The following is a 23993-nucleotide window of genomic DNA, read 5'->3' as shown; positions in this document are numbered from 1 at the left end:
TATCCTTGGAAATCGCCTGTTGTCAGCCGGCCTTGGTCAGGGTCTTTTTCAGTTCGTAAAGCGCATCGAGTGCGGCGCGCGGCGTCAGATCGTCAAGATCGAGCGCCTTCAGCGCCTCCTCGACCTTGGACGGCCCTCGCCGGCCGGCCGCCTCCTCACGGCGGACCGCGACCTGGAAAAGTGGCAGGTCGTCGATCAGCTGGCTCGCGGGATTCTTGCGGTCGGCATCCTCCAGACGCGTCAGAACGTCGCGGGCGCGCGCCACCACCGAAGCCGGCAGACCGGCGAGCCGCGCCACCTGGATGCCATAGGAACGGTCGGCAGCACCCGGCCCGACCTCGTGCAGGAAGATCACGTCGCCGTCCCATTCCTTGACGCGCATCGTGGCATTCGAGAGCCGGCCGAGCTTTTCCGACAACACCGTCAGCTCGTGAAAGTGGGTGGCAAAGAGACCCCGGCATCGATTGGCCTCGTGCAAATGCTCGACCGCCGCCCAGGCGATGGAGAGACCGTCGAACGTCGCGGTGCCACGGCCAATTTCATCGAGGATGACCAGCGACCGGGCGGTCGCCTGGTTGAGGATCGCCGCCGTCTCGACCATCTCGACCATGAACGTGGAGCGGCCACGCGCCAAATCGTCCGAGGCACCGACGCGCGAGAACAGCCGGTCGACAATACCGATATGGGCAGAAGTCGCTGGTACGAAGGACCCCATCTGCGCGAGGATGGCAATCAGCGCGTTTTGGCGCAGAAAAGTCGATTTACCGCCCATATTCGGCCCGGTCAGCAGCCAGATCGCGCCGTCCTTGCCATCCGCCGTCGGCGACAGGTCGCAATTATTGGCGACGAAGGGACCGCCCGCCTGGCGGCGCAGTGCCTGCTCGACCACAGGATGGCGGCCACCGCCGATCGCAAACATCCTGGAGTCGTCGACTACCGGCCGGCAATAGCCCTGTTCTTCGGCAAGCAAGGCCAGCCCGGCCGCGACGTCGATCACCGATAGTGCCCGCGCGCCCGCCTTGATCGCCTCGGCCTCGGCCACAACGGCCGCGACCATGCGGTCGAAGGCTTCCAGCTCGATCGCCAGCGCCTTGTCCGCTGCGTTGGCGATGCGGCTTTCGAGATCGGCAAGCTCGGTCGTGGTGAAGCGCATGGCGTTAGCCATGGTCTGGCGATGGATGAAGCGTGCCTTCGCCTCGGCAGTATCGGTCATCGGACCGGCATTGCCGGCCGTGACCTCGATAAAGTAGCCGAGCACGTTGTTGTGCTTGATCTTCAGCGATTTGATGCCGGTTTCGTCGGCATATTGCAGCTGCAGTCCGGCGATGACGCGACGTGACTGGTCGCGCAGCGCACGGACTTCGTCGAGCTCGGCATTCGCCCCTTCCCGCAGGAACCCGCCATCGCGCTTCAAGAGCGGCAATTCATCGGAAAGCATGCCGGCAAGCAGCGCTTCGAGATCGGCGGGCAATGCACGGAGCCCGGCAAGTGCTGCTTTCAGCTCCTCGGGCAGCAGTGCGGCGCCAAGCAGATCGGCAACACCGGCAGCCGCGCCGAGCCCCTGACGGATCGCCCAGAGATCGCGCGGGCCACCACGGTCGAGCGCCAGGCGCGACAGCGCACGAGGCATGTCCGGCACATGTTTCAGCGCTGTCCTGAGATCGTTGCAAAGCGAGGGCTCTTCGGCAAGGAAGCCGATTGAATCCAACCGTTCGTTGATGCGCGCAGGATCGGTCAGCGGCGACATCAGGCGTTCGGCAAGCAGACGCGCACCGCCACCAGTCACAGTACGGTCGATCGCTTTCAAGAGCGAGCCGTTACGGTCGCCGGAAAGCGTGCGCACCAGTTCGAGATTGGCGCGGGTGGCGGGATCGATGAATAGCGTCGATGCGCCGCTTTCGCGCTCCGGCAGCCCGAGCGGCGGCCGCTCGGAGATCTGGGTCTTTTCGACATAGGCGGTGGCGGCCGCCGCGGCGGCAAGCTCGGCGCGGGTAAAAGAGCCGAAACCATCCAGCGTCGAAACACCGAAATATCTGGTAATGCGGCCTTCGGCGCTGGCGCTGTCGAAGAGGACGGCCGGCTGCGGCACTGCCGTGCGGCCGAGTATGTCGAAGACCGGCTTCAGCTCGGGATCGTGGAACATGGTGTCCGGCAGGATCAGTTCGCGCGGATCGATGCGCAGTATATCGGCGAGCAGCCGGGAGACTTCGGTTTCCGCCAGCCGGAAAACGCCGGTCGAAATATCGATCCAGGCGAGCGCCAGTTGCGGCGCCGAGCCGCCGCGAATGCGGGCGAGCGCCATCAGATAGTTGGATTCCGAGGGCGACAGCAGCTTTTCCTCGGTGATCGTGCCCGGCGTCACCAGGCGAACGACATCGCGCCGGACCACCGACTTGCCGCCGCGCTTCTTCGCCTCTGCCGGGTCCTCCACCTGTTCGCAAACGGCGACACGAAAACCCAGCGAAATCAGCTTCTGCAGATAGTCGTCAGCGGCATGCACCGGCACGCCGCACATCGGAATATCCTGCCCCATATGCTGACCGCGTTTGGTGAGCGTGATGCCGAGTGCGCGCGACGCATCGACGGCATCCTCGAAGAACAGTTCGTAGAAATCGCCCATGCGATAGAACAGCAGCGAACCGGGATTGTTCGCCTTGATCTCGATATATTGCTCCATCATCGGCGTGGCCGAGGCACGGCTTTCCTCCGAGGCAAGCTCGGCGGCCGAGAAAGCATCGATGCTGGCAATTATTCGTTCGTTCACGGAGGTGCAGTTTTTCCCAAAAAATGAGGTGCCACCCTACCCGCGCGCCGCTATAGAAGACAACAGCTATCGGGCAAGAGGGACCGGTCGCCCACAGGAGGTTTGGAGGATATATGTCTGACACCAGCAGCATGCCGCGTCCGGGAACGGGGGTCACCGATCAGGAAGCGCTCGACTTTCACAAGCAGGGCCGCCCCGGTAAAATTGAAATCAATCCGACCAAACCGATGGCGACCCAGCGCGATCTTTCGCTAGCCTATTCGCCCGGCGTCGCCGTACCGGTGAAGGCGATCGCCGCCGACCCGGGCACGGCTTATGACTATACGTCTCGCGGCAACATGGTAGCCGTCATCTCCAACGGCACGGCCATTCTCGGCCTCGGCAATCTCGGAGCACTGGCCTCCAAGCCGGTCATGGAAGGCAAGGCCGTTCTCTTCAAGCGCTTTGCTGATGTCGATTCGATCGACCTCGAGATCGACACCGAAAATGTCGACGAGTTCATCAACTGCGTCCGCTACCTCGGGCCTTCCTTCGGCGGCATCAATCTCGAGGACATCAAGGCGCCGGACTGTTTCATCATCGAGCAGCGCCTGCGCGAGCTGATGGATATCCCCGTCTTCCACGACGACCAGCACGGCACCGCGATCATCGCCGCCGCCGGCCTGATCAACGCCCTGGAGCTGACCGGCCGCGACCTCAAGACCACCAAGCTCGTCTGCAACGGCGCGGGTGCTGCCGCGATTGCCTGCGTCGAACTGATCAAGGCGATGGGCTTCAACCCTGACAACATCGTGCTCTGCGACACCAAGGGCGTGATCTACCAGGGCCGCAGCGAAGGCATGAACCAGTGGAAATCGGCGCATGCGGTAAAAACCGACAACCGTACGCTGGCGGATGCGATGAAAGGCGCCGATGTGGTTTTCGGCCTGTCGCAGAAGGGTGCCTTTTCCGCCGAGATGATCCGCTCCATGGCCGACAGGCCGATCATCTTCGCAATGGCCAATCCCGATCCGGAAATCACGCCGGAGGAAGTCGCCCGCATCCGCGACGACGCCATCATGGCGACCGGGCGCTCCGACTATCCGAACCAGGTCAACAACGTCCTCGGCTTCCCCTACATCTTCCGCGGTGCGCTCGATGTGCGCGCTTCGACGATCAACGATGAGATGAAGATCGCCGCCGTGAAGGCCCTGGCGAACCTGGCACGTGAAGATGTGCCGGATGATGTGGTCGCCGCCTATCAGGGCGCGAGACCACGTTTCGGGGCGCAATACATCATCCCCGTGCCCTTTGATCCGCGCCTGATTTCGGCGATCCCGGTCGCCGTCGCGCAAGCCGCGATCGAGAGCGGTGTCGCTCGCCGGGCAATACCGGACATGGCTGCCTATGCTCGCGAACTCTCTGCCCGACGCGACCCGATCGCTTCGACGCTGGCGCAGCTCTACGAGCGCGTGCGCCGGCATCCAAAGCGCATCGTGTTCGCCGAGGCCGAGGAAGAGCAGGTCATGCGCGCCGCTTTGTCCTATGCCAACCAAGGGCTCGGCACCGCTATCCTGCTCGGCCGCGAGGATCTGCTCCACGCCACCGCCGAACGCGCTGGGATCGACCTCAACCGGCCAGGCCTCGAGATCGTCAACGCCCGCATTTCCAAGCGTGTAGAGGCCTATATCGATTATCTCTATGCCCGGCTGCAGCGCAAAGGCTACCTGCACCGCGATGTGACGCGCCTGATCCACAACGACCGCAACCATTTCGCCGCATGCATGGTAGCGCTCGGCGACGCCGATGGCATGGTGACGGGCGTGACCCGCAACTATTCGACCGCGCTCGGCGACGTGCGCCGTTGCATCGACGCCAAGCCGGGACACCGGGTTATCGGCGCCTCGTTGGTGCTTGCCCGCGGCCGTACCGTCATCGTCGCCGACACTGCTGTGCATGACATGCCGACGTCTGAGGAACTGGCCGATATAGCCGAGGAGGCCGCCGGCTTCGCACGGCGCATGGGCTATGAGCCACGCGTCGCCATGCTAGCCTACTCCACCTTCGGCCATCCTCCGGGCGAACGCTCCGAACGGGTGCGCGAAGCGGTGAACATTCTCGACAAGCGCTATGTCAATTTCGAATTCGACGGCGAAATGGCCGCCGACGTGGCGCTGAATCGCAAGATCATCGAGACCCAGTATCCCTTCTCGCGCCTCTCCGGTCCTGCCAACGTGCTTGTGATGCCGGCCTTCCACTCGGCCTCGATCTCCACGAAGATGCTGCAGGAACTCGGCGGTTCCACCGTTATCGGTCCGCTTCTCATCGGCCTCGACAAGCCGGTGCAGATCACCTCGATGGGGGCCAAGGATTCCGACATCGTCAACATGGCGGCAATTGCCGCCTATGGGGCGGGGTCTTAAAAGCGGTCACTTTTGCTAGAGCCCCTCACCCTGGCCTCTCTCCGAGGGTAGACGGTGAGATCGAGTTCTGCCGCTAATTCTTGCTCAAGCATCGCATTGGATAACGCGAAAGCTTGCCGCACCCACTGAAACCACCCTCCCCGAGAGGGAAGGGTGAGGGGCGCCCCTACAACCTCGGCTGCATGCAGAGGCTCGAAGAAGACAATGGCTGCGGTTTCGATTTGGTGTAAGATGCGCCAATGAGTGAAGCCCAGCCCCTATTCGCAGTGCTGCGCCATTCAGCGCGGCCAGATATTGTGGATGCTATCGAGCGGCTCGTCCTTGACGCACCCGACCGCAAGCTCAACCGCGTGAACGCGCTTGCCTTTGCAGCCGACCACGGCTTCGATGAAGAGCAGACCATCAACGCTTTCCTGCATGCATCTCGCCTCGGCCTCTTCGAGATATCCTGGAATGTTCTTTGCCCCGGCTGCGGTGGGGTGCTGGATGCCAACACCTCGCTGAAGACAGTTCAGAGCGACAGTTATAGTTGCGCGCTCTGTGCCGCCGGTTATGAGCCGACCCTCGATGAGATGGTCGAAGTCACCTTCACCGTCAGCGCCCGCGCACGCCACATCGAGGCTCACAATCCGCATGAATTGTCGCCGCTCGAATATTTTCGCCAGATCTATTGGGGCTCGGGCGTCGATCTTCCCGATGCGGGTTACGAGGAGACGGTCGACCAATTCATTCTGGAGGCGCTGGAGCTGCCTGCGGGAGAAAAAGCGGTAGTATCGCTTCAGTTGCCAGCGGAATACGTCATCATCTTCGAGCCGGTCACGCACGCTGCACAATTCGTTGACGTGAAAGGCGAACCGTCGAAGGAACGGCAGACCCTCTCACTCGTGTTCGATCGCGTGCATCGGCACAGCGAGGCCATCACCCTGCGACCGGGCCCTTTGCGCATTCAGATGGAAAATCATACGGACGTCCGCACATTGCCATCCATCTGCGTGGCCAACGACGTCCTTCACGGCCTGCTGGGCAAGCGACGTCCATTCCTGACTGCCAAGCGACTGCTCTCCAACCAAACCTTCCGCGACATCCACCGCACCGACACGATCGACGTGGACCAGCGGCTAAAGATCACCAGCCTCACCTTTCTTTTTACGGATTTGCGCGGATCGACCGCCCTATACGAAAGGGTCGGCGACCTTGCCGCTTTCGATCTGGTCAGGACGCATTTCAGCATCCTGCAAGAGATCGTCGGCGCCGAGGCCGGTGCTGTCGTCAAAACCATCGGCGATGCGGTCATGGCGACGTTCCCAACTCCGGACCGGGCATTGGTCGCAGCAACACGGATGCGCGAAGCAATGCTCAGCCTCAACAAGGAGCGCGGTAACGACGATCTTCTTCTAAAGATCGGCATCCACGAGGGACCGTGCATCGCGGTCAGCCTGAATGAGCGGCAGGACTACTTCGGACAGACCGTCAACATCGCCTCTCGCGTGCAGCATCTCGCTACTTCGCACGAAATATTCGCCACCGGCTCCGTACTCGACAACCCCAGTGCGGCGAAATTTCTGACGACACGCGGCCTGAAGCCACAATCGCATCACGTCTCGCTCCGCGGCATTACCGATGAGATCGATATTTTTGCGATTCCCTGATGGTCCGTTGCCTGGCCAGTCCTGTCCGCGACGATCAGCTCGCGAACCGACCGGCGTCGGCGCCGTAATAGTTGACGTAGCGGTCCGAAATGCTGGCGATCGGCAGGACGATCAAGACGTCTGTCGTGTTGAAGGCATGATCGACGACGGCGGTGGAGCCGACCATCGCGCCAAGGCGAAGATAGCCCTTGATCAGCGGCGGCAGTGCCATCAGCGCCTTCTTGGAATTGACGGCTTCGACCGGCATCAGGTCCATGGTGCGGGCGAGCGAGGGTAGCGCGCCAACAGCCCATTCGTCCTTCGCACTAACGTTATGGTAGAGGAAGGACAGAGCCAGCGCATGTTGTTCCGGGCGAATGCCGGGGAATGAGGCGCAGCCGAACATGGCGTTCATGCCGTGCTTCAGCGAATAGGCCCAATTGCCCTGCCACAGCAGTTCGACCGTGCGCTTGGTGCGGTATTCCGGCAGTACGCAGGAGCGGCCAAGTTCCATGAAACGCTTGTCGGGGTGACGGGCGAGCAGGGCGTCAATGTCGAATTCCGAAGAAGAATAGAATCCGCCATTTGCCATCGCCACGTCCTGACGCAGCAAGCGATAGGTGCCGACGATCTGATCTTCCGAATCACCTTCCAGCGAGCGGTCGAGCACCAAGAGATGATCGCAGATCGCGTCCCAGCTATCGACATCGCGTTGGCGGCGCATTGCGTCGGCCGGCAGTTGGGCGTTCATCTCCTCGACAAACACGCGATAGCGCACGGCCTGAGCCGAATCGATCTCGCGCGCCGTGCGAGCAAGGCGCGTTTCTAGATTTCCGATGCGTCCGAACACATCGCTGGCAACCGGCGTAACCGTTGCCTGTGAAGACTGAACCATTTCGCCCTGAGCTTCGCGATTCAAAATTTCGATGGACATGGCGATTCCCCCCGTGCGGGTTGATATAGCGCCATAAAGCAAATTCGTGCGACAGGAAAGTGACATGGTGCTTTGCGAAAAGCAAGAACCGTGCCTGTTTCAAATGTCATACCGGAGCGAAGTCCTGGGGTTCCAGGGGGTGCGTTCAAAAAGTGCGCGGCTGCTTCCGGACAAGACCGCCGTCGGGCAAATAAACGATACGAAACAGTGATTCGAAGGCCGATTATTTGCCCTAAGCACGTCCGAGAGCCTGCTTCGACAGGCCTTGGACCTCGGCAATCAGTCGCCCCGGATCGACCGGCTTTACGATCACGGCATCGGCTCCGGCCAGCAGGGCCTGGCGGCGGATAGCGTCACGGCTGTCGGCGGTCAGCACGATCACAGGCAGGGGCGAAAGGCCGTATCGGCGCTCCAGCGCCCTCAGTTGGGCGAGCATTGCCGCCCCCTCGCCGCCGGGCATGGTGAGATCGGTGACAACGACATCCGGACGATTCTCGCTATTTTCAGCGCGGGCGAGCAGGCCGCCGAAATCCTCGACAAGGCGAACCCTGTGGCCGGCCTTGGCGAGCATGGCGCGCACCAGCATGGCATTGACGGGATCATCTTCCCCGAGCAGGACATTGAGGGTGGTATCCGTCGCTTCCGGCGTTACAAGACCGAATTCGGGTGGGCTGTCGATCAACACATCACGCTTCTCCATGCCGCGCATGCGGCCGCTCAGCACATCGATCAGCGATTGTTCGCGCAGGGGCCGAATCAGCCAGGCATCGAAAAGATCGAGCGGATGGGTGTTGCGCTCCTCGGGATTGACCAGAAAGATTTTTCTGAGGCCGGAGGCGGCCAGTTCGGCTCCCTCCCGGAAATACCAGGGCGCCATGCGATGATCGACGATGAGGTCCGTCAGCGGCCTGTCTTCACCGCGGGCGGCGGAATGAACCAGATTTTTCACATCGCCGGGACCGATCAGGCGGCAGCGGCCGCCAAGTGTGCGGATAGTCTCGGCGATTGCGGTGCTTGCGGCCCCTTCTGGCGCCAATAGCAAGACGTGGGACGCTTCGAGCAGGTCACTGCGCCTGCCCTGCTCGTTTTCTCCGGCGATGATGGAAACGGGAAAGCGGATTGTGAACTCGCTGCCCTTGCCTCGCTCGCTGGCGACGCTCAATGCGCCGCCGAACTCGCGCAGGATGCGGGCGGAGATCGCGAGCCCCAGGCCGGTGCCGGCACTTCTGTCCAGTACATTGCCGGCCTGTTCGAACTCGCCGAAGATACGAGCCTGCTCTTCTTCGGTCATTCCCGGGCCGCTATCTCGCACCGATATCACCAAATTATCGCCATCGAGACCGGCGCGGATCAGGACGCCGCCGCTCTGCGTAAATTTCACCGCATTGCCGATCACATTGAACAATACCTGGCGCAGCCGGGCGGGATCGAACTCCATGGTTTCGGGAACGTCTGCCGCAACGGTCGCGGCGATCTCGATGCCTTTTTCATGGGCGCGATGCGCGAGCATCTCGACGACGCCTTCCAGCAGCGGCCGCAGATGTTCCATGCGCGGGCGGAGCTGGAAGCGGCCGACTTCGATCGTCGAGAAATCTAGCAGGTCTTCGACGAGTTGCGCGAGGGCATTGCCGGACTGGCGGATGCCGGTCAGGTAGTTAGCCTGCTCCGGCGTCAGCGGCGTCTGGGCGAGCAAATGGTTCATGCCGAGAATGCCCGACAGCGGCGTACGAACCTCGTGGCTGACGGTGGCGAGCAGCCGCGATTTGGCGGCGCTGTTATATTCCGCCTTCAGCCGTGCCTCCTCGCGAAGGCGAGCGGCCTGCCGCTCCTCGGTCACGTCGCGGGCGACGCTCTGGATTTTCAACTGTCCAGTGGCGGGGTCGCGGAACATGACATCGTGCCACGCGAAAATGCGAGGGCCTTCCGCCGTGGAAATCTCGGCGTCCTGACGCTGAGAAGCTGTCGCGGCGCGGAAGACAAGCCCCGCCTCTTCCAGCGTCAGGCCTTCCGGGTTCGCTTTGCCGGTCAGTTTGCGGAAGGTGGCGTTGGCGTGGACGATGCGGCGTTCGATGTCACGCGTCACCGTGATATCGCCAAGCGCATCGTGGATGGTGGCGAGCAGACTTGTGCTTTCGTTGCTTTCCCAGAGACGATCATGCTCGTGTTCGCTCAGCGACAGCGCATCCGTCAAGATCTTGCGGGCAGCATTCCGCCTGCGGACGATACCGGCAATAACGATCGTCAGGGCTATCAGGCCAAGCAGCGCGGCGAGCGCCAGCGGGCCACCTGCATAGCCGACCGACATGAGCGCCACGCCGGCGACCAAGCCGCCGCCGTTCAGCCAATGGCGTTGCAGCCATTGAGGAAGCGCGGATTCTGATGCAGTCAGCATATTAGCCGGCGAAATAACAATCGGATCAACGGCTATGAGAGGCGCGTCTTTGGCCGGCCGTTCGCGCGGCTCGGTGTGGTCGTCGGCAATGGCGGCGACAAGCTTTTCCTGCAGGTTTGCCAGAGTGCTCATATAGGCTTGCTAACATGGGCACTCTTCCCGATGCCTTCAGGGATTCGGTAGAATTTTACGCTTTCGCCTTTTTCGGCAGAAGCAGCTCGTCCAGAATGACGCAACCGGCGCCTACGGTGATAAAGCTGTCGGCAAGATTGAAGACGGCGAACGACCACGTCTGCGTGTGGAACAGAATATAGTCGATCACGTGGCCATAGAGGAACCGGTCGATCAGGTTGCCGAGCGCGCCAGCGATAATCAACGCAAAGCCCAGATGAGCGAGCCAGCGATGATTGGGCGTACGCCGCCAGAGCCAGAGCACGAAAACGACGATGACGAGCCGCATGCCGACGATGAACCAGCCGTCCATGCCCGACAGCATCGAGAAGGCGACACCGAGATTATAGGTGCGATAGAGCGCCAGCATTGGAATCACCGGCACCATCTCCTGCAAGGGCAGCCAATTATCGACCATGATCTTCACGACCTGGTCAAGGACGACAGCGGCCACGATGAAAATCAGGATCGGCAAGGGCCGGGAAAACAGCGCGGGTTTTGCGGGCGTCTGTTCGTTCATCTCACTGTCGGTCATCGCGTCTCACTGAGGGTCAGAAGATGACGGCGGGCTTCGAACAGCATCACTGCAGTCGCCACCGCCAGGTTGAGGCTGTCGGCGCGGCCGGCCTGCGGAATGCGGGCAAGCGCATCGGCCTCCTTCGCCAAGGCGTCCGGCAAGCCGGACTGTTCGTTGCCCATCAGCAGCACGACGGGCTTTTTCTTGTAATCGATCGTGCGGTAGTCGACGGCGCCAGCCAGATGAGTGGCGACGACGGAAACGCCCGCAGTCTTCTTCCAGGCCAGAAATTCCTCCGGAGTCGCCTTGACGACGGGAACGGCGAAGACCGAACCCATGGTCGCCCTGACCGTTTCCAACGAAAAGGGGTCCGTCGTCTCGCCAACGAGGATGACGCCAGAGGCGCCTGCGGCATCCGAAGTGCGGATGATGGTGCCGAGATTGCCGGGATCACGCACGCGGTCGAGCGCCACCCAGGTCTCGCCGGCCTTCGGCTTGACGTCCCGGAGCGGCCGCCAGCGCTGATCGAATATGCCGACCACCATCTGCGGATTATCGCGGCGGGTGATCGAGGCAATGACCTTCTCACTGACTTCGAGCACGAGCCCGCCGGCAGCGACGGTCTTGGCAGCCACCTGCTCGACTAGCGGCTTGCCCTTGGCGGCCTTGGCATAGACCAGCGTGCGAATGGTCCAGCCGAGCTCCAGGGCGTCGATGACCAGCTTCAGGCCTTCCGCCAGGAAAGCGCCGCTCTCCTCGCGCGACTTCTTGTTGGTGAGCGCCTTGATGTCCTTGATGATCGGATTGGCAAGCGAGGTGACCTCCTTGACATGTCCGACCTTGCGAGGGCCGTCATTGCGGAAATCGTGGTTCATTTCGGCACCCAACGACTGAAGAGGGATGTGGAGAGCGCCCGGCCCCGCGTTTTGCCGTCAAAGCCCGCCTCGCGGATGACCAGCTCGCCGGATTCGACGGCGCCACCGGCGCCACGCATGGTTTCGCGCATCAGCTCATGGATCGAATAGAAGCTGGCACGGATCGAATAGGCTGTCAGGACCAGACCAAGCGCCTTGGGCGACAGGATCTCGCGGCAGATGTCGAGCATCGACGGCAGATGTTCGAAGAGATGCCAGACCTCACCGTTCGGGCCGCGTCCGAATTTCGGCGGGTCGGTCAGGATGATGTCGTATTTGCTGCCGCGCCGTTCTTCGCGCAGGATGAATTTCATGGCGTCTTCGCAGATCCAGCGGATCGGCAGCTTTTCCATGCGGCCGAGCGACTGGTTTTCCCGCGCCCAGCCGATCGCCTTCTTCGAGGCGTCGACATGGGTCACCTCGGCGCCAGCAGCGGCGGCCACAAGCGAGGCGACACCGGTATAGCCGAAGAGGTTCAGCACCTTCAGCGGCCGTTTTGCGGCTTCGACCTGCTCCTTCATCCAGGCCCAGTGGACGATCTGCTCCGGGAACACGCCGACATGGCGGAAGGCGGTGAAGCGGCCGAGGAAATCGATGCCGAGCAATTGCAGCGGCCAGGTCTCGCCCAGCGCTTCGCGTGGAAACCGCCAGCGGCCCATGCCGTCCTCATCGGTATCGCCGGTGAAGATCGCATCGGCATTGTCCCAGACTTGGGCGGCGAGCGAGGGCTGCCACAGCGCCTGCGCCTCCGGTCTGACGATGCGATAGGGGCCGTATTGCTCGAACTTCAACCCGTTGCCGCTATCGATCAGGTGAAAATCGCCAGCACCCAAGGATTCGAGGATAACAGGCACGCGCTCAGCCGGACGCTCGCCGCTTCGCACGATCAACGGGCGTTCGGGCGTTGCCGAAACCGAGGCAGCAGCCCGCGGCTCCGCCGTCCGGTCGTTGCGGTCGCGCGCGGCCGGCGCGGTCCTCGGGCCGGTATCCCGTGCGGGCTTTGCCGGTGGCTTGCCGGTCTTGAGGGGCGCGTCACGCCTGACATCCCTTTGTGGCTTTGCGCCGGGGCCGCCCGCGGTTTTCGAACCGGGTCGGCGTTCCTTCTGTTTCACCATGCTTGTCTCAAAATTGATATGTGCGTGCAAATAGCACCTGGCTGCCACTTGGCAAAGCGCTTTCCGATCTGCGATTATCCCCGGACAAGATGCCAGATCGGGAGGATTGCCATGGATATGACCGGTGAAGAACGGATTGCCGCGCCGAGGGACGTCGTATGGGCCGCGTTGAACGACCCCGATATCCTCAAGCAGTGCATCCCCGGCTGTCAGAGCCTGGAAAAGATCTCACCGACCGAACTCACGGCAACGGTGAAATTGAAGATCGGCCCGGTCTCCGCTTCCTTCAACGGTGAGGTGACGCTGTCCAATATCAACGCGCCGGAGAGCTATACGATCTCCGGCGAAGGAAAGGGCGGTATTGCCGGCTTTGCCAAGGGCGGGGCCGATGTCACCCTGGAAGAGGAAGGCGGCGAGACGATCCTGCGCTATGAGGCCAAGGCCCAGGTCGGCGGCAAGATCGCCCAGCTCGGGTCGCGGCTGGTCGATTCCAGCGCCAAGAAACTGGCTCAGCAGTTCTTCGCGGATTTCACCTCGGCCCTCAACGGCCAAGCTAGCGCCTGATTGCGATCGTCACCTGACGCCCCATATAGGCCGATCATGACGTCGAAATCAGATCTTTGGACCATCCGGCCGGCATGCGAGCGGGACATGGATGTTCTCGCCGATATTTATCTCCGCGTGCGCCGCCTCACCTTTCTCTGGGTCGATCCGGGCGAATTTCACGCTACGGATTTCGTTATTCATACGCAGGGCGAGCGCATCTTCGTCTGCGAGGACCGGAACGCGACCATCGCCGGCTTTCTGACGCTGTGGGAGCCGGATGATTTCATCCATATGCTCTATATCCTGCCCGAATTTCAGGGCTGTGGCGCCGGCAAGGCGCTCCTCGCCGCGCTGCCGGAATGGCCCAAGCGGCGCTACCGGCTGAAATGCCTGGTGAAGAATACGCGGGCGATCGCCTTTTACCGCACGCTCGGTTTCAGGATCATCGGCGACGGTTCATCGCCGGAGGGCGATTACAAGGACATGCGGCTCAGCGGCGAATAGAGCGTTCAAATGAGCGCCCACGCTCCAGTCACTTAGACGGAAGCTGGCCGGCGATCTGTTCAGCGCGGCTGCGATGCTTGTCGGCTTCCGCCTGCCAGCGGACGGCTTCGCGTGATTGGGCGCGGGCGAGCTTGCGGTGTTTGCCCTGATTGAACCAGGTGACGGCTGCGCCGACCAGCATGCCGATGATGAGCGCTACAAACAGCAGCACGAACAGCGGCGCGTTCAGCGACAGCACCTGATCTTCGGGTCTGAACGGATTGAGCGCGAGCGTGACGGACTGCCGGTTGGCCACGCAGAAGACGATGAGGATGATACCGAGCGGCAGCAATATCAGCAGGTTGATGATCTTCTTGGCCATTGAGCGCTCCTTTGTCCAGGCGCATCCGTGCCATGCACCCCTGACGCCTATAGCCGCAGAATAAGAAAGACCGGGCCGAGTTCAAGTGCCATCCGGTCGCGGCACAATCATGTCCACCGGGGACATTCGCAAGGAGTATCGGTCAAAAACGACTGTTAATTGTCGTCTTCTTCGTCGCCGGCGCCGGGATTGAGGCGCTCGCGCAGCTCTTTGCCCGTCTTGAAGAAGGGAACCCATTTTTCTTCGACGAACACCGTATCGCCCGTACGCGGGTTGCGACCGGAGCGCGAGGGCCTGTTTTTGACGGAAAAAGCGCCGAAACCGCGCAATTCCACCCGATTTCCGCCAGCAAGCGCATCTGTGATCTCGTCGAGGACAGCGTTGACGATATTTTCGACGTCCCGGTGGTAGAGATGCGGGTTACGTGCCGCAACAATCTGCACCAATTCCGACTTAATCACGGTTGCCCCCTTAAATCATTGATTTATCAATTGGCTGCACCCTGCCAAACAGAAAGCAGGCCGTCAAGAAACAACTTCTCGGTCATAAATTTCTGGAGATCCTCTCCCTTCATAAAATCATCATAACCGAAGAGATTTAGCAACCGGGAAGCGGCGCCCGACCATGAGAAGAATGAGGTTTTGTCCTCCGCCTTCCAGTCGACGATCGGCAAGTCCTTTTTGACCTTGCGCGTAGCGAGATAAGCGCGAATTTCGTCCTCGCCGCCGATCGTGTCGATCAGCTTGTTCTGCAATGCCTGCCGGCCCGTGAAGATGCTGCCGTCTGCGAGCTTCAGCACGTCCTCCCGCGGCAATTTGCGGCGGTCGGCGACGAGATCGACGAACCAGGCATAGCTGTCCATGACCATGTTGCGGATCATGCTCTTGGCTTCCTCACTCGCCGGATGGAAAGGCGACGGCTCCGCCTTCAGCGGTGCCGATTTGATGTCTTCCAACGACACGCCAAGCTTGTCGAGCAGGTCCTTCGCCTGCGGATACTGAAAGATGACACCGATCGATCCGGTGATCGAGGTGTCGCCGGCAACGATGTCATCACCGGCCGTGGCGATCATATAGCCCGCAGACGCGGCCACGGTGCGGATATCGGAGACGACGGGCTTCTTCGCGGCAACGGCGCGAATGGCCTTGAAGATGCGTTCACCGCCATAGGTGGTGCCGCCGGTCGATGAAATCGACACGATCAGCGCCTTGACCTGATCGTTGTCCTGAATCCTCTTCAGCCGCTCCAAAAGCTCTTTGTCGTCCAGGATAAGCCCGCTGACCTCGACGCGCGCGATCTGCGGTCCGCGTAGCAGATCACCCGCGACGAAACGGAAGAGCGCAAAGCCAAGCGCCACCAGGAGAAGAACCGCGATGACGCGCCAGAAGCCAAGCTTGCGGCGCAATTGCCGCCGATCTGCGATTGCAGAACTGTCCATGACGCCTTATCTCTCCCCTAGTCATAAATCGGATACACGACGAACCGGATATACAACACCTTGAAACGGGCATAATCCTTAGCAAAAATCCACCCTAATTTTTCAGGATTATGCTGCCGGCGTTTCGTCAGATAGGGCGACACTCGATCGGGCGAAACGGCCACGCATTATATTTTTTTGCTAAAATTGCTTGTCGCAGACAAAAAATCCATATTGGCAAGCCAATGCAATAATGCGAAACGATCTGGCAGGCTTGTTGGCACAGTCTGTGCATGACTCGAACGTGTTTTTCCGGAACAGAGAAGACGGACCTGTTGCATGCTCAATACACTCGAGACCTCCGGCCAGCCGATCAGCGCCGACCTGGGAAGAAATGCGTATAAGGACGCGATCTTTCATTCTGCGCGCGTCAGAAGACTGAGGATCCTGCTTCCGGTGGCTGCGTTGATCATCTCGCTGATCTTCATCGCGGTGTCAGTCGTGCGCGCATATCTGCCGGAGAACATTCAGATCGAGGGCGCGAAGATCGAGGACGGCAAGGTGGTGATGGAGCGTCCGGCCATCGCAGGCCGCAACAAGGACGGCATCAACTATTCACTGCTCGCAGAAAAGGCGCTGCAGGACATCAAGAATCCCAATATGATCACGCTCAAGACCATCAAGGCCTCGATGCCGGTCAACAACCAGGTGATTGCGCATGTGACGGCCCAGAGCGCGGATTTCGACCGGCAGGGCGACACGCTGAAGCTGACCGCGCCCTTTACCATCCTGATGGACAACGGCTTGCGTGCCGAATTCAAGACCGCGTTCCTCGATGTGAAGAAGGGCGACCTCTCCAGTCAGGATCAGGTTGCAATATACCGCGGAGGCATGTCGGTTGTTGCAGAGTCGCTCAAGATGACGGATAAGGGAAGCGTAATCGAATTCGACGGCCAGGTTCAGATGCATATCGAGCCAGCCGCACTCCACAATTCAGCTAGCGAGCAACAGCCGGGCGGTTCATGACAAACGATTGGCGACATTCCCTTTTCAATTCTGGTCTGCGCAAGGCAGGCCTTTTCTGCGCGCTTAGCGCACTTGCAATTTTTGTGGCAACTGAGGCCGGCGCCCAGGCGACGACGAGCAATATGCCCGGCTTGAAGCTTTCCAAGGATCAGCCGATCCAGATCGAAAGCGACAAGCTGGAAATCCACGATGCGCAAAGCCAGGCGGTATTCACCGGCAACGTCAAGGTCGTCCAGGGCACCACGACGATGCAGGCCGGCAAGATGACTGTTTTCTACAAGAAAAAGCAGCCTGCCGACGCCAACGCCAAGTCGACAACCGATAATCCGGTCGCAAATGCTGCCAAGCAGCAGAACCAGTCGCTGGTCTCCGGCGATGCCGACATCGATCACATTCTGGTCACCGACAAGGTCTACCTAGTCTCCGGCACGCAGACGGCAACGGCTGATGACGGCTCTTTCGACATGGCCAACCAGCTCGCCATTCTGAACGGCCAGAAAGTCGTGCTGACGGACGGGCCGAACGTGTTTACCGGCTGTAAGCTTACCGTGCATATGGCTACGGGCGAGGCGCAACTGGATGCCTGCGGGGGCCGCGTCCAGATTCAGCTCGATCCGAAGTCGCAGCAAGTGCAACAGCAACAGCAAAAAAAGAACTGATCCCGGTCTCCTCGTGACGATATCGACCACACCCACCTTGCCCGGCACGCCGGGATCGCCCCCTGCGACATCCGGCACGCCGACGGCGGACAAAGCGCGCTATCAGGGCACCCTGATCGCGCGTGGCCTCACCAAGACCTACCGCACACGGCGCGTCGTCAACGGCGTCTCGCTTGTCGTGCGGCGTGGCGAGGCTGTGGGCCTGCTTGGGCCGAACGGCGCGGGCAAGACGACCTGCTTCTACATGATCACCGGGCTGGTGCCGGTCGATGAAGGCACGATCGAGATCGACGGCAACAATGTCACGTCGATGCCGATGTATCGTCGCGCTCGTCTTGGGGTCGGTTATCTGCCGCAGGAAGCTTCGATCTTCCGTGGTCTGACGGTGGAGGAGAACATCCGCGCCGTGCTTGAAGTCCACGAAAAGGACAAGAACAAGCGAGAGCGGAAGATCGACGAACTGCTGGAAGAATTCCACATCCGCAATCTGCGCACGGTGCCGGCGATCGCTCTTTCGGGCGGCGAGCGGCGACGTCTGGAAATCGCCCGCGCCTTGGCTACCGATCCGACCTTCATGCTGCTCGACGAACCCTTTGCCGGCGTCGACCCGATCTCGGTCGCCGATATCCAAAACCTCGTGCATCATCTGACGGCCCGCGGCATCGGCGTGCTGATCACCGACCATAACGTCCGTGAGACGCTTGGTCTGATCGACCGGGCCTATATCATCCATGCCGGCGAAGTCCTGACCCACGGCAGGGCCAACGACATCGTCAGCAATCCGGAAGTGCGCAAACTCTATCTCGGCGACAATTTCAGCCTTTGATGAGCTTAGGTTGAACGGCGGCGTCCTCGTGCCTTACCAGAAGGCGCGATGCGCCGGAAATTCATGGTCCCGTCACAGTTCCGCTTGACCAAACCCAATAAAAAAGCAATTTTTGGGCCAGTTGGAATTTTGCGGATATTTCTTAGCGGAAAACGCGGATTCCCGAAGAGATCAAGGGGAGTCTCGCGTCCGCCATGGCATTATCGGCCAATCTTTTCCTGCGCCAAAGCCAAAGCCTGGTGATGACACCGCAACTGATGCAATCCATCCAGTTGCTGCAAATGACGCATTTTGAACTCACCCAATTCATCGCTCAGGAAGTCGAAAAAAATCCGCTGCTCGAATTTACGTCAAATGACGAGGATATGGGCAGCAGTGGCGATCGCGAGGCGAAGGATGAAAGATTCGATGCTTCGGAGGAGAGCGGCGACGATGGCTTCGACCGCAACAGCGGCGACCTGACGAGCGACTGGTACGAGAGCGAGAATACCGGTCATGCCGATCGGCTTAACGACGAGCTCGATACCAATTTCAGCAATGTCTTTCCCGACGACGGCAGCCCGCAGCGCGCGGATGCGCCCGAGCTACTGAGCCAATGGAAATCCATGCCGGGCGGCGAAGCCGGTGAAAGCTACGATCTCGATGATTTCGTCGCCGGCCAGATTTCTCTCCGCGACCACCTGAACGAACAGATCCCCTTTTCCCTGCCGAACATGGCCGACCGGCTGATCGCTCAACATCTCGTCGACCAGCTCGACGATGCCGGCTATCTGCAGGCCGATTTGGGCGAAACCGCAGAGCGCCTCGGCACCACCCCTGCGGATGTCGAGCGTGTGCTCGGCGCACTGCAATTGCTCGACCCTCCCGGCATCTTTGCGCGTTCCCTCAGCGAGTGCCTTGCGATCCAGCTTCGGCAGAAAGATCGGTTCGATCCGGCCATGGAACGGCTGATCCAGAACCTCGAACTTCTCGCCCGGCGCGATTTTGCGACCTTGAAGCGGCTCTGCGGCGTCGATGAGGAAGATCTGCTCGACATGATGGCGGAGATCCGCCAGTTGAACCCGAAACCCGGCAGCGGCTTCGAGACCGGCATGTCCGAGGCAATCATGCCCGATATCGTCGTGCGCGCATCCGCCGACGGAGGCTGGCTGGTGGAGCTCAATCCCGATACACTGCCGCGCGTCCTCGTGAGCCAGTCCTATTTCGCCTCCGTCTCCAAGACCAGCCAGGACCACGCCTTTCTCTCGGAATGCCTGCAGAATGCCAATTGGCTGACGCGCAGCCTCGATCAGCGCGCCAAGACGATCATGAAAGTGGCGAGCGAGATCGTCCGGCAGCAGGATGCCTTCCTGATGTACGGCGTCGATCATCTGCGCCCGCTCAACCTGAAGACCGTGGCGGACGCCATCAAGATGCATGAGTCGACGGTCAGCCGCGTGACCTCGAACAAATACATGCTGACGCCGCGCGGACTGTTCGAACTCAAATATTTCTTCACTGTCTCGATCGGCGCCGTCGAGGGCGGCGACAGCCATTCAGCCGAAGCGGTGCGTCACAAGATCCGCCTGCTGATCTCGCATGAGAGTCCTGACGCCGTGCTCTCCGACGACGATATCGTCGATACGCTGAAGAAGGGCGGTATCGAGCTAGCTCGCCGCACGGTTGCAAAGTACCGCGAAGCGATGAATATCCCTTCCTCTGTACAGCGCCGTCGTGAGAAGCGTGCATTGGCAAAAGTCGCCAGCTTTTAGCAATTGCCCAATCTCTACCCTGACCTGCAAATCCCCTAACGGATCGTTAAGATACAGTTGACTTTCCAATGTGGCGGAGCTAGAAGCCCGCCGCAATCGATGCAGGACATCACTGCCATGAACTTATCCCCATCATCCCCAGGGCGCCCTAAAAAACGCAATTTGTCTTTGACCGCGTGAAGTGCTTGGATGAGCTTGAGGCTTGGCGTAAACTGGTACGCGCAATAACCACGACAAGAAGGGAAACTCCATGAGTGTGCGTGTCTCCGGTAAACATATGGAAATTGGTGACTCCTTCCGCCAAAGGATTGAAGACCAGATCGGAACGGCCGTGACGAAATACTTCGACGGGGGGTATTCAGGCCAGGTGACGGTTCAGAAATCCAGTTCCCGCTTCGCAGCCGATTGCAAACTTCATCTCGACAGTGGCGTCGTCCTGCATGCCGCCGGAGAGGCGATGGATCCGCAATTGGCCTTTGATGCGGCGTCCGAGCGCATCGAAAAGCGCTTGCGCCGCTACAAACGCAAGCTCAAGGATCACCAGGCCGGCAACCACACGAACGGCCTTGCCGAAGTCTCCTACACCGTCATGGACGGCGTACCGGATGACGACGACGAGGTCCCTGCCGATTTCGCGCCGGCGATCGTCGCTGAAAGCACGAAACAGCTAAAGACCATGTCGGTCGCGACCGCCGTGATGGCGCTTGACATGACCGATGAGCCACTGCTGCTCTTCCGCAGCCCTGGCAAGGAACATTTGAACATCGTTTACCGTCGTCAGGACGGCAACATTGGCTGGATCGACGCAGCCAATATCAAAGGCTGAGAAAAGAAGATGAGCGGCGGCTCCGCACAATCAACTGGCCGCCGCTCCTCCGTCATCGGATCTCGGCGACACGAAGGATAAAGAGAATGGCATTGGCAGATTTGCTGCACCAAGATGCGATCATCCCCGCCTTGAGGGCAAATTCCAAAAAACAACTGCTTCAGGAGCTGGCAGCCAAAGCCTCCAAATTGACCGGACTGCCCGAGCGCGAGATTTTCGACGTCGTTCTGCAGCGCGAACGCCTCGGCTCCACCGGAGTCGGCAACGGCATCGCCATTCCGCACGGCAAGCTCACCAGCATCAAATCCATCATCGGTATTTTCGCACGCCTGGAAGTGCCGGTTGATTTCGAGGCGCTGGACGACCAGCCGGTCGACCTCGTCTTTCTGCTGCTCGCTCCCGAGGGCGCCGGCGCCGACCACCTGAAGGCGCTGTCACGCATTGCCCGCGTGCTGCGCGACCAGGATCTTGTTGCCAAACTGCGCGCCACCGAATCCGCCTCGGCAATCTACGCTTTCCTCAACGAAGAGCAGGCGTCCAACGCCGCCTGACCGATCGACCCGGATTTAAACTCGGATAAAATAAGAGCCGGACGACGATGTCATCCGGCTCTTATTTTTTTGTGTACGGCTTGGGGCCTAGGCGTCTTTTTCGTCGAACGGGCTATTGGCGCCCGGTTCGGAAATCTCGGCCACCTTCGGGCCGCCCTTGGCGACACCAACCATGGCCGGACGCAGAACGCGCTCGCCGATGACGAAGCCGGCCTGCACCACTTGCACAACCGTATTGTTCGGCACTTCAGTGTTCGGAACCTCGAACATTGCCTGATGGAAGTTAGGATCGAACTTCTGGCCGACAGGCTCGAGCTGACGGACACCATGGCGCTCCAGCGCCGACAGCATGGAACGCTCGGTCATCTCGACGCCCTCGATCAGCGTCTTCAGGCCGGCATCTGCCTCGGCGCGGGCTTCGGCCGGAATGGCTTCCAGCGTGCGGTGCAGATTGTCCGACACCGCGAGCATATCGCGGGCGAAGCTGGCGACGGAATAGGACTTGGCGTCCTTGACGTCGCGCTCGGTGCGACGGCGCAAATTGTCCATCTCGGCGGCAAGGCGCAAATAGCGGTCGCGGAGGTCGCTATTCTCGGCCTTAAGCAGCTCGACCGGATCCGGCTGCGAGGACTGTGCCGTTTCCACGGTTTCAGCATCCTCTTGCGCGAAGCCCGCGGGATTGTCAGTCGCCGTGGCGTCAGGTCCGGTCTTCGTTGTTTCGTCGGTCATGACGGTCTCCGAATTGCTTTGTCTTTTGAATGTGCCCGATATCGAGGTTTGGCCGGAAAAAATCAAGGCTTTGTCGCGAAGATCAGGCGATTCCCGGCAATCCCTTCGCTTTTGCGCGAATACCAATCGGGTGAGTGCACCTCCCCCGTTGGGGCTTCTACTATCGAAAAGCCTTTCCCGGTATAGTCGGCGCCGTTTCAACACGGGGTGAGGTGTGATCCATGTCCAGCAACAAGTCCTATTCAGGCAAATGTTTCTGCGGCGCGGTGGAGATCGCGGTCAGTGGCGAGCCGGCCGCGATGGGCTATTGCCATTGCGATTCCTGTCGAGAATGGTCGGCGGGACCGGTCAACGCCTTCTCGCTCTGGCCGCCTGAAGCCGTTCGCGTGACCAAGGGTGCCGAACACATCCGCAGCTATCAAAGAAGCGAAAAGAGCGTGCGCAAATGGTGCGAGATTTGCGGCGGCCATCTGTTGACCGAGCATCCCTTATGGGGCGTGACCGATGTCTACGCCGCCATCATCCCGACCCTCGACTTTCAGCCCATGCTTCATGTCAACTACGGGAACACCGTGCTGCACATGACGGACGGCCTACCGAAGCAAAAAGACATGCCGGCAGAGATGGGCGGATCGGGGGTCCTGCTTCCGGACTAAGGCCATCTTCGCACATTTAGAGCGCGCAAGGGCTCCAGCCGCTTTTCGTCAGATCCCGGTCCGCGACAGCCTGGAAATCAGTTGGGCGGTATAATCCACCATCGGCACGATGCGCGCGTAATTCAGCCTTGTCGGGCCGATGACGCCGACGGCGCCGATGATCCGGTCATCGTCATCACGATAGGGCGCGACGATCAGCGAGGAGCCGGAGAGCGAAAAGAGCTTGTTTTCCGAGCCGATGAAGATGCGCACGCCCGGCCCGCTTTCGGCGAGATTCAGGATCTCGATCAGGCTGTCCTTCTTTTCCAGATCGTCGAACAACAGGCGTAGCCGGTCCAGGTCCTCGGCGCCCCCAACTTCGGCCAGCAGATTGGCGCGGCCGCGCACGATGAGCTGCGTCGGCTTACCCTCATCTCCATCGCCCGACCAGACGGCGATCCCGCGTTCGACGAGCGCGTGCGACAGCGTATCCAGTTCCTGGCGAACACTCTCCTTCAGCGTCTGCAGCTGGCGGCGCAGCTCCGGCAGGGTCTGGCCTGTCATGTGGGCGTTGAGGAAATTCGCCGCTTCCGTGAGCTGCGAAGAGGTAACCCCGGCCGGCAATTCGATGATGCGGTTTTCCACCTGATCATGGTCGCCGACGAGCACGGCAAGCGCCTTGGTCGGCTCCAGCCGGATGAATTCGACGTGCTTCAGTATCGGATCACTCTTCGAGGTGATCACCAGTCCGGCGCCGCGCGAAATACCCGAAAGCATACGGCTCGCCTCGGTCATGACCGATTCTATCGGCTGATCGCGATTGCTGCCGCGCACCTGACGATCGATGGTGGCACGGTCTTCCGCCGAGAGATCGCCGACCTGCATGAAGGCGTCCACGAAGAAACGCAGGCCGACCTGCGTCGGCAGGCGCCCGGCGCTGATATGCGGCGAATAGATCAGACCAAGCTCTTCCAGGTCGCTCATGACATTGCGCACGGAGGCCGGCGACAAGGACATGGGCAGCAGGCGCGAGAGATTGCGCGAGCCGAGCGGTTCGCCGTTCTCAAGATAACTTTCGACGATACGGCGGAAGATTTCCTTCGAGCGTTCGTCCAGCGCGGCAATGGCATCCGAAACCGACGATGTCGTGAACCCCATTTCGCTGTCAAACCCGTTCTGTTGAGCCTTAGTCAAAATATAATCATTCAGTTAGCAATGGCAAAAGGGAAAAATGCCAAGGCTGCCCCTACGAGACCCTCCATCCTGCTTTTCCTTTGCAAAAGCCGCCGCTGGATCGTAGAAGCGGTCGATAAACGTTCAGGAGA

General features: G+C 60.5%; 22 protein-coding genes. 11 read left to right on the top strand and 11 right to left on the bottom strand.

Annotated features, from left to right (window positions below; genetic code table 11):
• Positions 1-22 precede the first annotated feature (22 nt).
• Positions 23-2680, bottom strand: coding sequence for a DNA mismatch repair protein MutS (mutS, locus tag PY649_RS09220; RefSeq protein WP_285868173.1), 2658 nt, complete (start codon positions 2678-2680; stop codon positions 23-25).
• Positions 2681-2877: 197 nt separating this feature from the next.
• Between mutS and PY649_RS09215 the strand changes: the two genes are divergently transcribed.
• Both PY649_RS09215 and PY649_RS09210 read left to right on the top strand, forming a co-directional pair.
• Positions 2878-5166, top strand: coding sequence for an NADP-dependent malic enzyme (locus PY649_RS09215; RefSeq protein ID WP_285867990.1), 2289 nt, complete (start codon positions 2878-2880; stop codon positions 5164-5166).
• 239 nt (positions 5167-5405) lie between these two features.
• Positions 5406-6815 carry an adenylate/guanylate cyclase domain-containing protein gene (locus tag PY649_RS09210; RefSeq protein ID WP_285867989.1) on the top strand — a complete coding sequence of 470 codons (1410 nt, stop codon included), beginning with the start codon at positions 5406-5408 and terminating at the stop codon, positions 6813-6815.
• Between the two features lie 34 nt (positions 6816-6849).
• Here the strand turns inward: PY649_RS09210 and olsB are convergent, their stop codons facing one another.
• The 5 genes from olsB to PY649_RS09185 all read right to left on the bottom strand — a co-directional run bounded on the left by olsB (position 6850) and on the right by PY649_RS09185 (position 12834).
• On the bottom strand, positions 6850-7728 hold the full coding sequence (olsB, locus tag PY649_RS09205) for a l-ornithine N(alpha)-acyltransferase (protein WP_432761340.1): 879 nt from the start codon (positions 7726-7728) through the stop codon (positions 6850-6852).
• Positions 7729-7960: 232 nt separating this feature from the next.
• The gene (locus tag PY649_RS09200) at positions 7961-10252 is read right to left on the bottom strand and encodes a hybrid sensor histidine kinase/response regulator (protein WP_285867988.1); all 2292 of its coding nucleotides are present in this window, start codon (positions 10250-10252) and stop codon (positions 7961-7963) included.
• Positions 10253-10307: 55 nt separating this feature from the next.
• The gene (gene lspA / locus PY649_RS09195) at positions 10308-10811 is read right to left on the bottom strand and encodes a signal peptidase II (protein WP_285868171.1); all 504 of its coding nucleotides are present in this window, start codon (positions 10809-10811) and stop codon (positions 10308-10310) included.
• Between the two features lie 11 nt (positions 10812-10822).
• A complete protein-coding gene (locus PY649_RS09190) occupies positions 10823-11683 on the bottom strand; it encodes a TrmH family RNA methyltransferase (RefSeq protein ID WP_285867987.1) in 861 nt (286 codons plus the stop codon).
• A complete protein-coding gene (locus tag PY649_RS09185) occupies positions 11680-12834 on the bottom strand; it encodes a class I SAM-dependent methyltransferase (RefSeq protein WP_285868169.1) in 1155 nt (384 codons plus the stop codon). Before PY649_RS09185 ends, PY649_RS09190 begins: the two co-directional genes overlap by 4 nt.
• A gap of 114 nt (positions 12835-12948) precedes the next feature.
• On the opposite strand from PY649_RS09185, the gene PY649_RS09180 reads away from it, so the two are divergent.
• Together PY649_RS09180 and PY649_RS09175 are read left to right on the top strand one after the other, a co-directional pair.
• Complete coding sequence (locus tag PY649_RS09180; protein ID WP_285867986.1) at positions 12949-13401, top strand: SRPBCC family protein; 453 nt, start codon at positions 12949-12951, stop codon at positions 13399-13401.
• A 36-nt stretch (positions 13402-13437) separates the two neighbouring features.
• Positions 13438-13887, top strand: a complete 450-nt coding sequence (locus tag PY649_RS09175) for a GNAT family N-acetyltransferase (protein ID WP_285867985.1) — start codon at positions 13438-13440, stop codon at positions 13885-13887.
• Between the two features lie 28 nt (positions 13888-13915).
• Here the strand turns inward: PY649_RS09175 and PY649_RS09170 are convergent, their stop codons facing one another.
• The 3 genes from PY649_RS09170 to sppA all read right to left on the bottom strand — a co-directional run bounded on the left by PY649_RS09170 (position 13916) and on the right by sppA (position 15686).
• Positions 13916-14248, bottom strand: a complete 333-nt coding sequence (locus PY649_RS09170) for a LapA family protein (protein WP_285867984.1) — start codon at positions 14246-14248, stop codon at positions 13916-13918.
• Between the two features lie 155 nt (positions 14249-14403).
• Entirely contained in the window at positions 14404-14709 is a 306-nt protein-coding gene (locus PY649_RS09165; RefSeq protein WP_285867983.1) for an integration host factor subunit beta, read from the bottom strand.
• 26 nt (positions 14710-14735) lie between these two features.
• Complete coding sequence (sppA, locus tag PY649_RS09160; RefSeq protein ID WP_285867982.1) at positions 14736-15686, bottom strand: signal peptide peptidase SppA; 951 nt, start codon at positions 15684-15686, stop codon at positions 14736-14738.
• A gap of 318 nt (positions 15687-16004) precedes the next feature.
• Here sppA and lptC point away from each other — a divergent pair, with 318 nt between their 5' ends.
• The 6 genes from lptC to ptsN all read left to right on the top strand — a co-directional run bounded on the left by lptC (position 16005) and on the right by ptsN (position 21304).
• Positions 16005-16691, top strand: a complete 687-nt coding sequence (lptC, locus tag PY649_RS09155) for an LPS export ABC transporter periplasmic protein LptC (RefSeq protein WP_285867981.1) — start codon at positions 16005-16007, stop codon at positions 16689-16691.
• On the top strand, positions 16688-17350 hold the full coding sequence (locus PY649_RS09150) for an LptA/OstA family protein (RefSeq protein WP_285867980.1): 663 nt from the start codon (positions 16688-16690) through the stop codon (positions 17348-17350). Before lptC ends, PY649_RS09150 begins: the two co-directional genes overlap by 4 nt.
• 37 nt (positions 17351-17387) lie before the next feature.
• Positions 17388-18176 (top strand): LPS export ABC transporter ATP-binding protein, encoded by a 789-nt coding sequence (gene lptB / locus PY649_RS09145; RefSeq protein ID WP_285868168.1) that lies wholly within the window; start codon positions 17388-17390, stop codon positions 18174-18176.
• A gap of 194 nt (positions 18177-18370) precedes the next feature.
• The gene (rpoN, locus tag PY649_RS09140; RefSeq protein ID WP_285867979.1) at positions 18371-19927 is read left to right on the top strand and encodes an RNA polymerase factor sigma-54; all 1557 of its coding nucleotides are present in this window, start codon (positions 18371-18373) and stop codon (positions 19925-19927) included.
• A 250-nt stretch (positions 19928-20177) separates the two neighbouring features.
• Complete coding sequence (gene hpf, locus PY649_RS09135; RefSeq protein ID WP_285867978.1) at positions 20178-20753, top strand: ribosome hibernation-promoting factor, HPF/YfiA family; 576 nt, start codon at positions 20178-20180, stop codon at positions 20751-20753.
• 86 nt (positions 20754-20839) lie between these two features.
• Positions 20840-21304, top strand: a complete 465-nt coding sequence (gene ptsN, locus PY649_RS09130) for a PTS IIA-like nitrogen regulatory protein PtsN (RefSeq protein WP_120702972.1) — start codon at positions 20840-20842, stop codon at positions 21302-21304.
• Between the two features lie 87 nt (positions 21305-21391).
• Here ptsN and grpE read toward each other — a convergent pair whose 3' ends face one another.
• Positions 21392-22033, bottom strand: a complete 642-nt coding sequence (gene grpE, locus PY649_RS09125) for a nucleotide exchange factor GrpE (RefSeq protein ID WP_285867977.1) — start codon at positions 22031-22033, stop codon at positions 21392-21394.
• Positions 22034-22254: 221 nt separating this feature from the next.
• Between grpE and PY649_RS09120 the strand changes: the two genes are divergently transcribed.
• Positions 22255-22689 (top strand): GFA family protein, encoded by a 435-nt coding sequence (locus PY649_RS09120; RefSeq protein ID WP_285867976.1) that lies wholly within the window; start codon positions 22255-22257, stop codon positions 22687-22689.
• Positions 22690-22737: 48 nt separating this feature from the next.
• Here the strand turns inward: PY649_RS09120 and hrcA are convergent, their stop codons facing one another.
• On the bottom strand, positions 22738-23826 hold the full coding sequence (hrcA, locus tag PY649_RS09115; RefSeq protein WP_285867975.1) for a heat-inducible transcriptional repressor HrcA: 1089 nt from the start codon (positions 23824-23826) through the stop codon (positions 22738-22740).
• Positions 23827-23993 lie beyond the last annotated feature (167 nt).

Source organism: Rhizobium mayense (assembly GCF_030272705.1).
Classification (GTDB): Bacteria; Pseudomonadota; Alphaproteobacteria; order Rhizobiales; family Rhizobiaceae; genus Rhizobium; species Rhizobium mayense.
Note: the sequence above shows the minus strand (reverse complement) of the source record. Positions and strands in the feature narration are given on the sequence as shown.

What these genes read in the sequence shown, in the direction of transcription:
- mutS (WP_285868173.1), bottom strand. Translation starts at nt 2,680, where the DNA reads ATGATGGAGCAATATATCGAGATCAAGGCGAACAATCCCGGTTCGCTG.
- PY649_RS09215 (WP_285867990.1), top strand. Translation starts at nt 2,878, where the DNA reads ATGTCTGACACCAGCAGCATGCCGCGTCCGGGAACGGGGGTCACCGAT.
- PY649_RS09210 (WP_285867989.1), top strand. Translation starts at nt 5,406, where the DNA reads ATGAGTGAAGCCCAGCCCCTATTCGCAGTGCTGCGCCATTCAGCGCGG.
- olsB (WP_432761340.1), bottom strand. Translation starts at nt 7,728, where the DNA reads ATGTCCATCGAAATTTTGAATCGCGAAGCTCAGGGCGAAATGGTTCAG.
- PY649_RS09200 (WP_285867988.1), bottom strand. Translation starts at nt 10,252, where the DNA reads ATGAGCACTCTGGCAAACCTGCAGGAAAAGCTTGTCGCCGCCATTGCC.
- lspA (WP_285868171.1), bottom strand. Translation starts at nt 10,811, where the DNA reads ATGAACGAACAGACGCCCGCAAAACCCGCGCTGTTTTCCCGGCCCTTG.
- PY649_RS09190 (WP_285867987.1), bottom strand. Translation starts at nt 11,683, where the DNA reads ATGAACCACGATTTCCGCAATGACGGCCCTCGCAAGGTCGGACATGTC.
- PY649_RS09180 (WP_285867986.1), top strand. Translation starts at nt 12,949, where the DNA reads ATGGATATGACCGGTGAAGAACGGATTGCCGCGCCGAGGGACGTCGTA.
- PY649_RS09175 (WP_285867985.1), top strand. Translation starts at nt 13,438, where the DNA reads ATGACGTCGAAATCAGATCTTTGGACCATCCGGCCGGCATGCGAGCGG.
- PY649_RS09170 (WP_285867984.1), bottom strand. Translation starts at nt 14,248, where the DNA reads ATGGCCAAGAAGATCATCAACCTGCTGATATTGCTGCCGCTCGGTATC.
- sppA (WP_285867982.1), bottom strand. Translation starts at nt 15,686, where the DNA reads ATGGACAGTTCTGCAATCGCAGATCGGCGGCAATTGCGCCGCAAGCTT.
- lptC (WP_285867981.1), top strand. Translation starts at nt 16,005, where the DNA reads ATGCTCAATACACTCGAGACCTCCGGCCAGCCGATCAGCGCCGACCTG.
- PY649_RS09150 (WP_285867980.1), top strand. Translation starts at nt 16,688, where the DNA reads ATGACAAACGATTGGCGACATTCCCTTTTCAATTCTGGTCTGCGCAAG.
- rpoN (WP_285867979.1), top strand. Translation starts at nt 18,371, where the DNA reads ATGGCATTATCGGCCAATCTTTTCCTGCGCCAAAGCCAAAGCCTGGTG.
- hpf (WP_285867978.1), top strand. Translation starts at nt 20,178, where the DNA reads ATGAGTGTGCGTGTCTCCGGTAAACATATGGAAATTGGTGACTCCTTC.
- ptsN (WP_120702972.1), top strand. Translation starts at nt 20,840, where the DNA reads ATGGCATTGGCAGATTTGCTGCACCAAGATGCGATCATCCCCGCCTTG.
- grpE (WP_285867977.1), bottom strand. Translation starts at nt 22,033, where the DNA reads ATGACCGACGAAACAACGAAGACCGGACCTGACGCCACGGCGACTGAC.
- PY649_RS09120 (WP_285867976.1), top strand. Translation starts at nt 22,255, where the DNA reads ATGTCCAGCAACAAGTCCTATTCAGGCAAATGTTTCTGCGGCGCGGTG.
- hrcA (WP_285867975.1), bottom strand. Translation starts at nt 23,826, where the DNA reads ATGGGGTTCACGACATCGTCGGTTTCGGATGCCATTGCCGCGCTGGAC.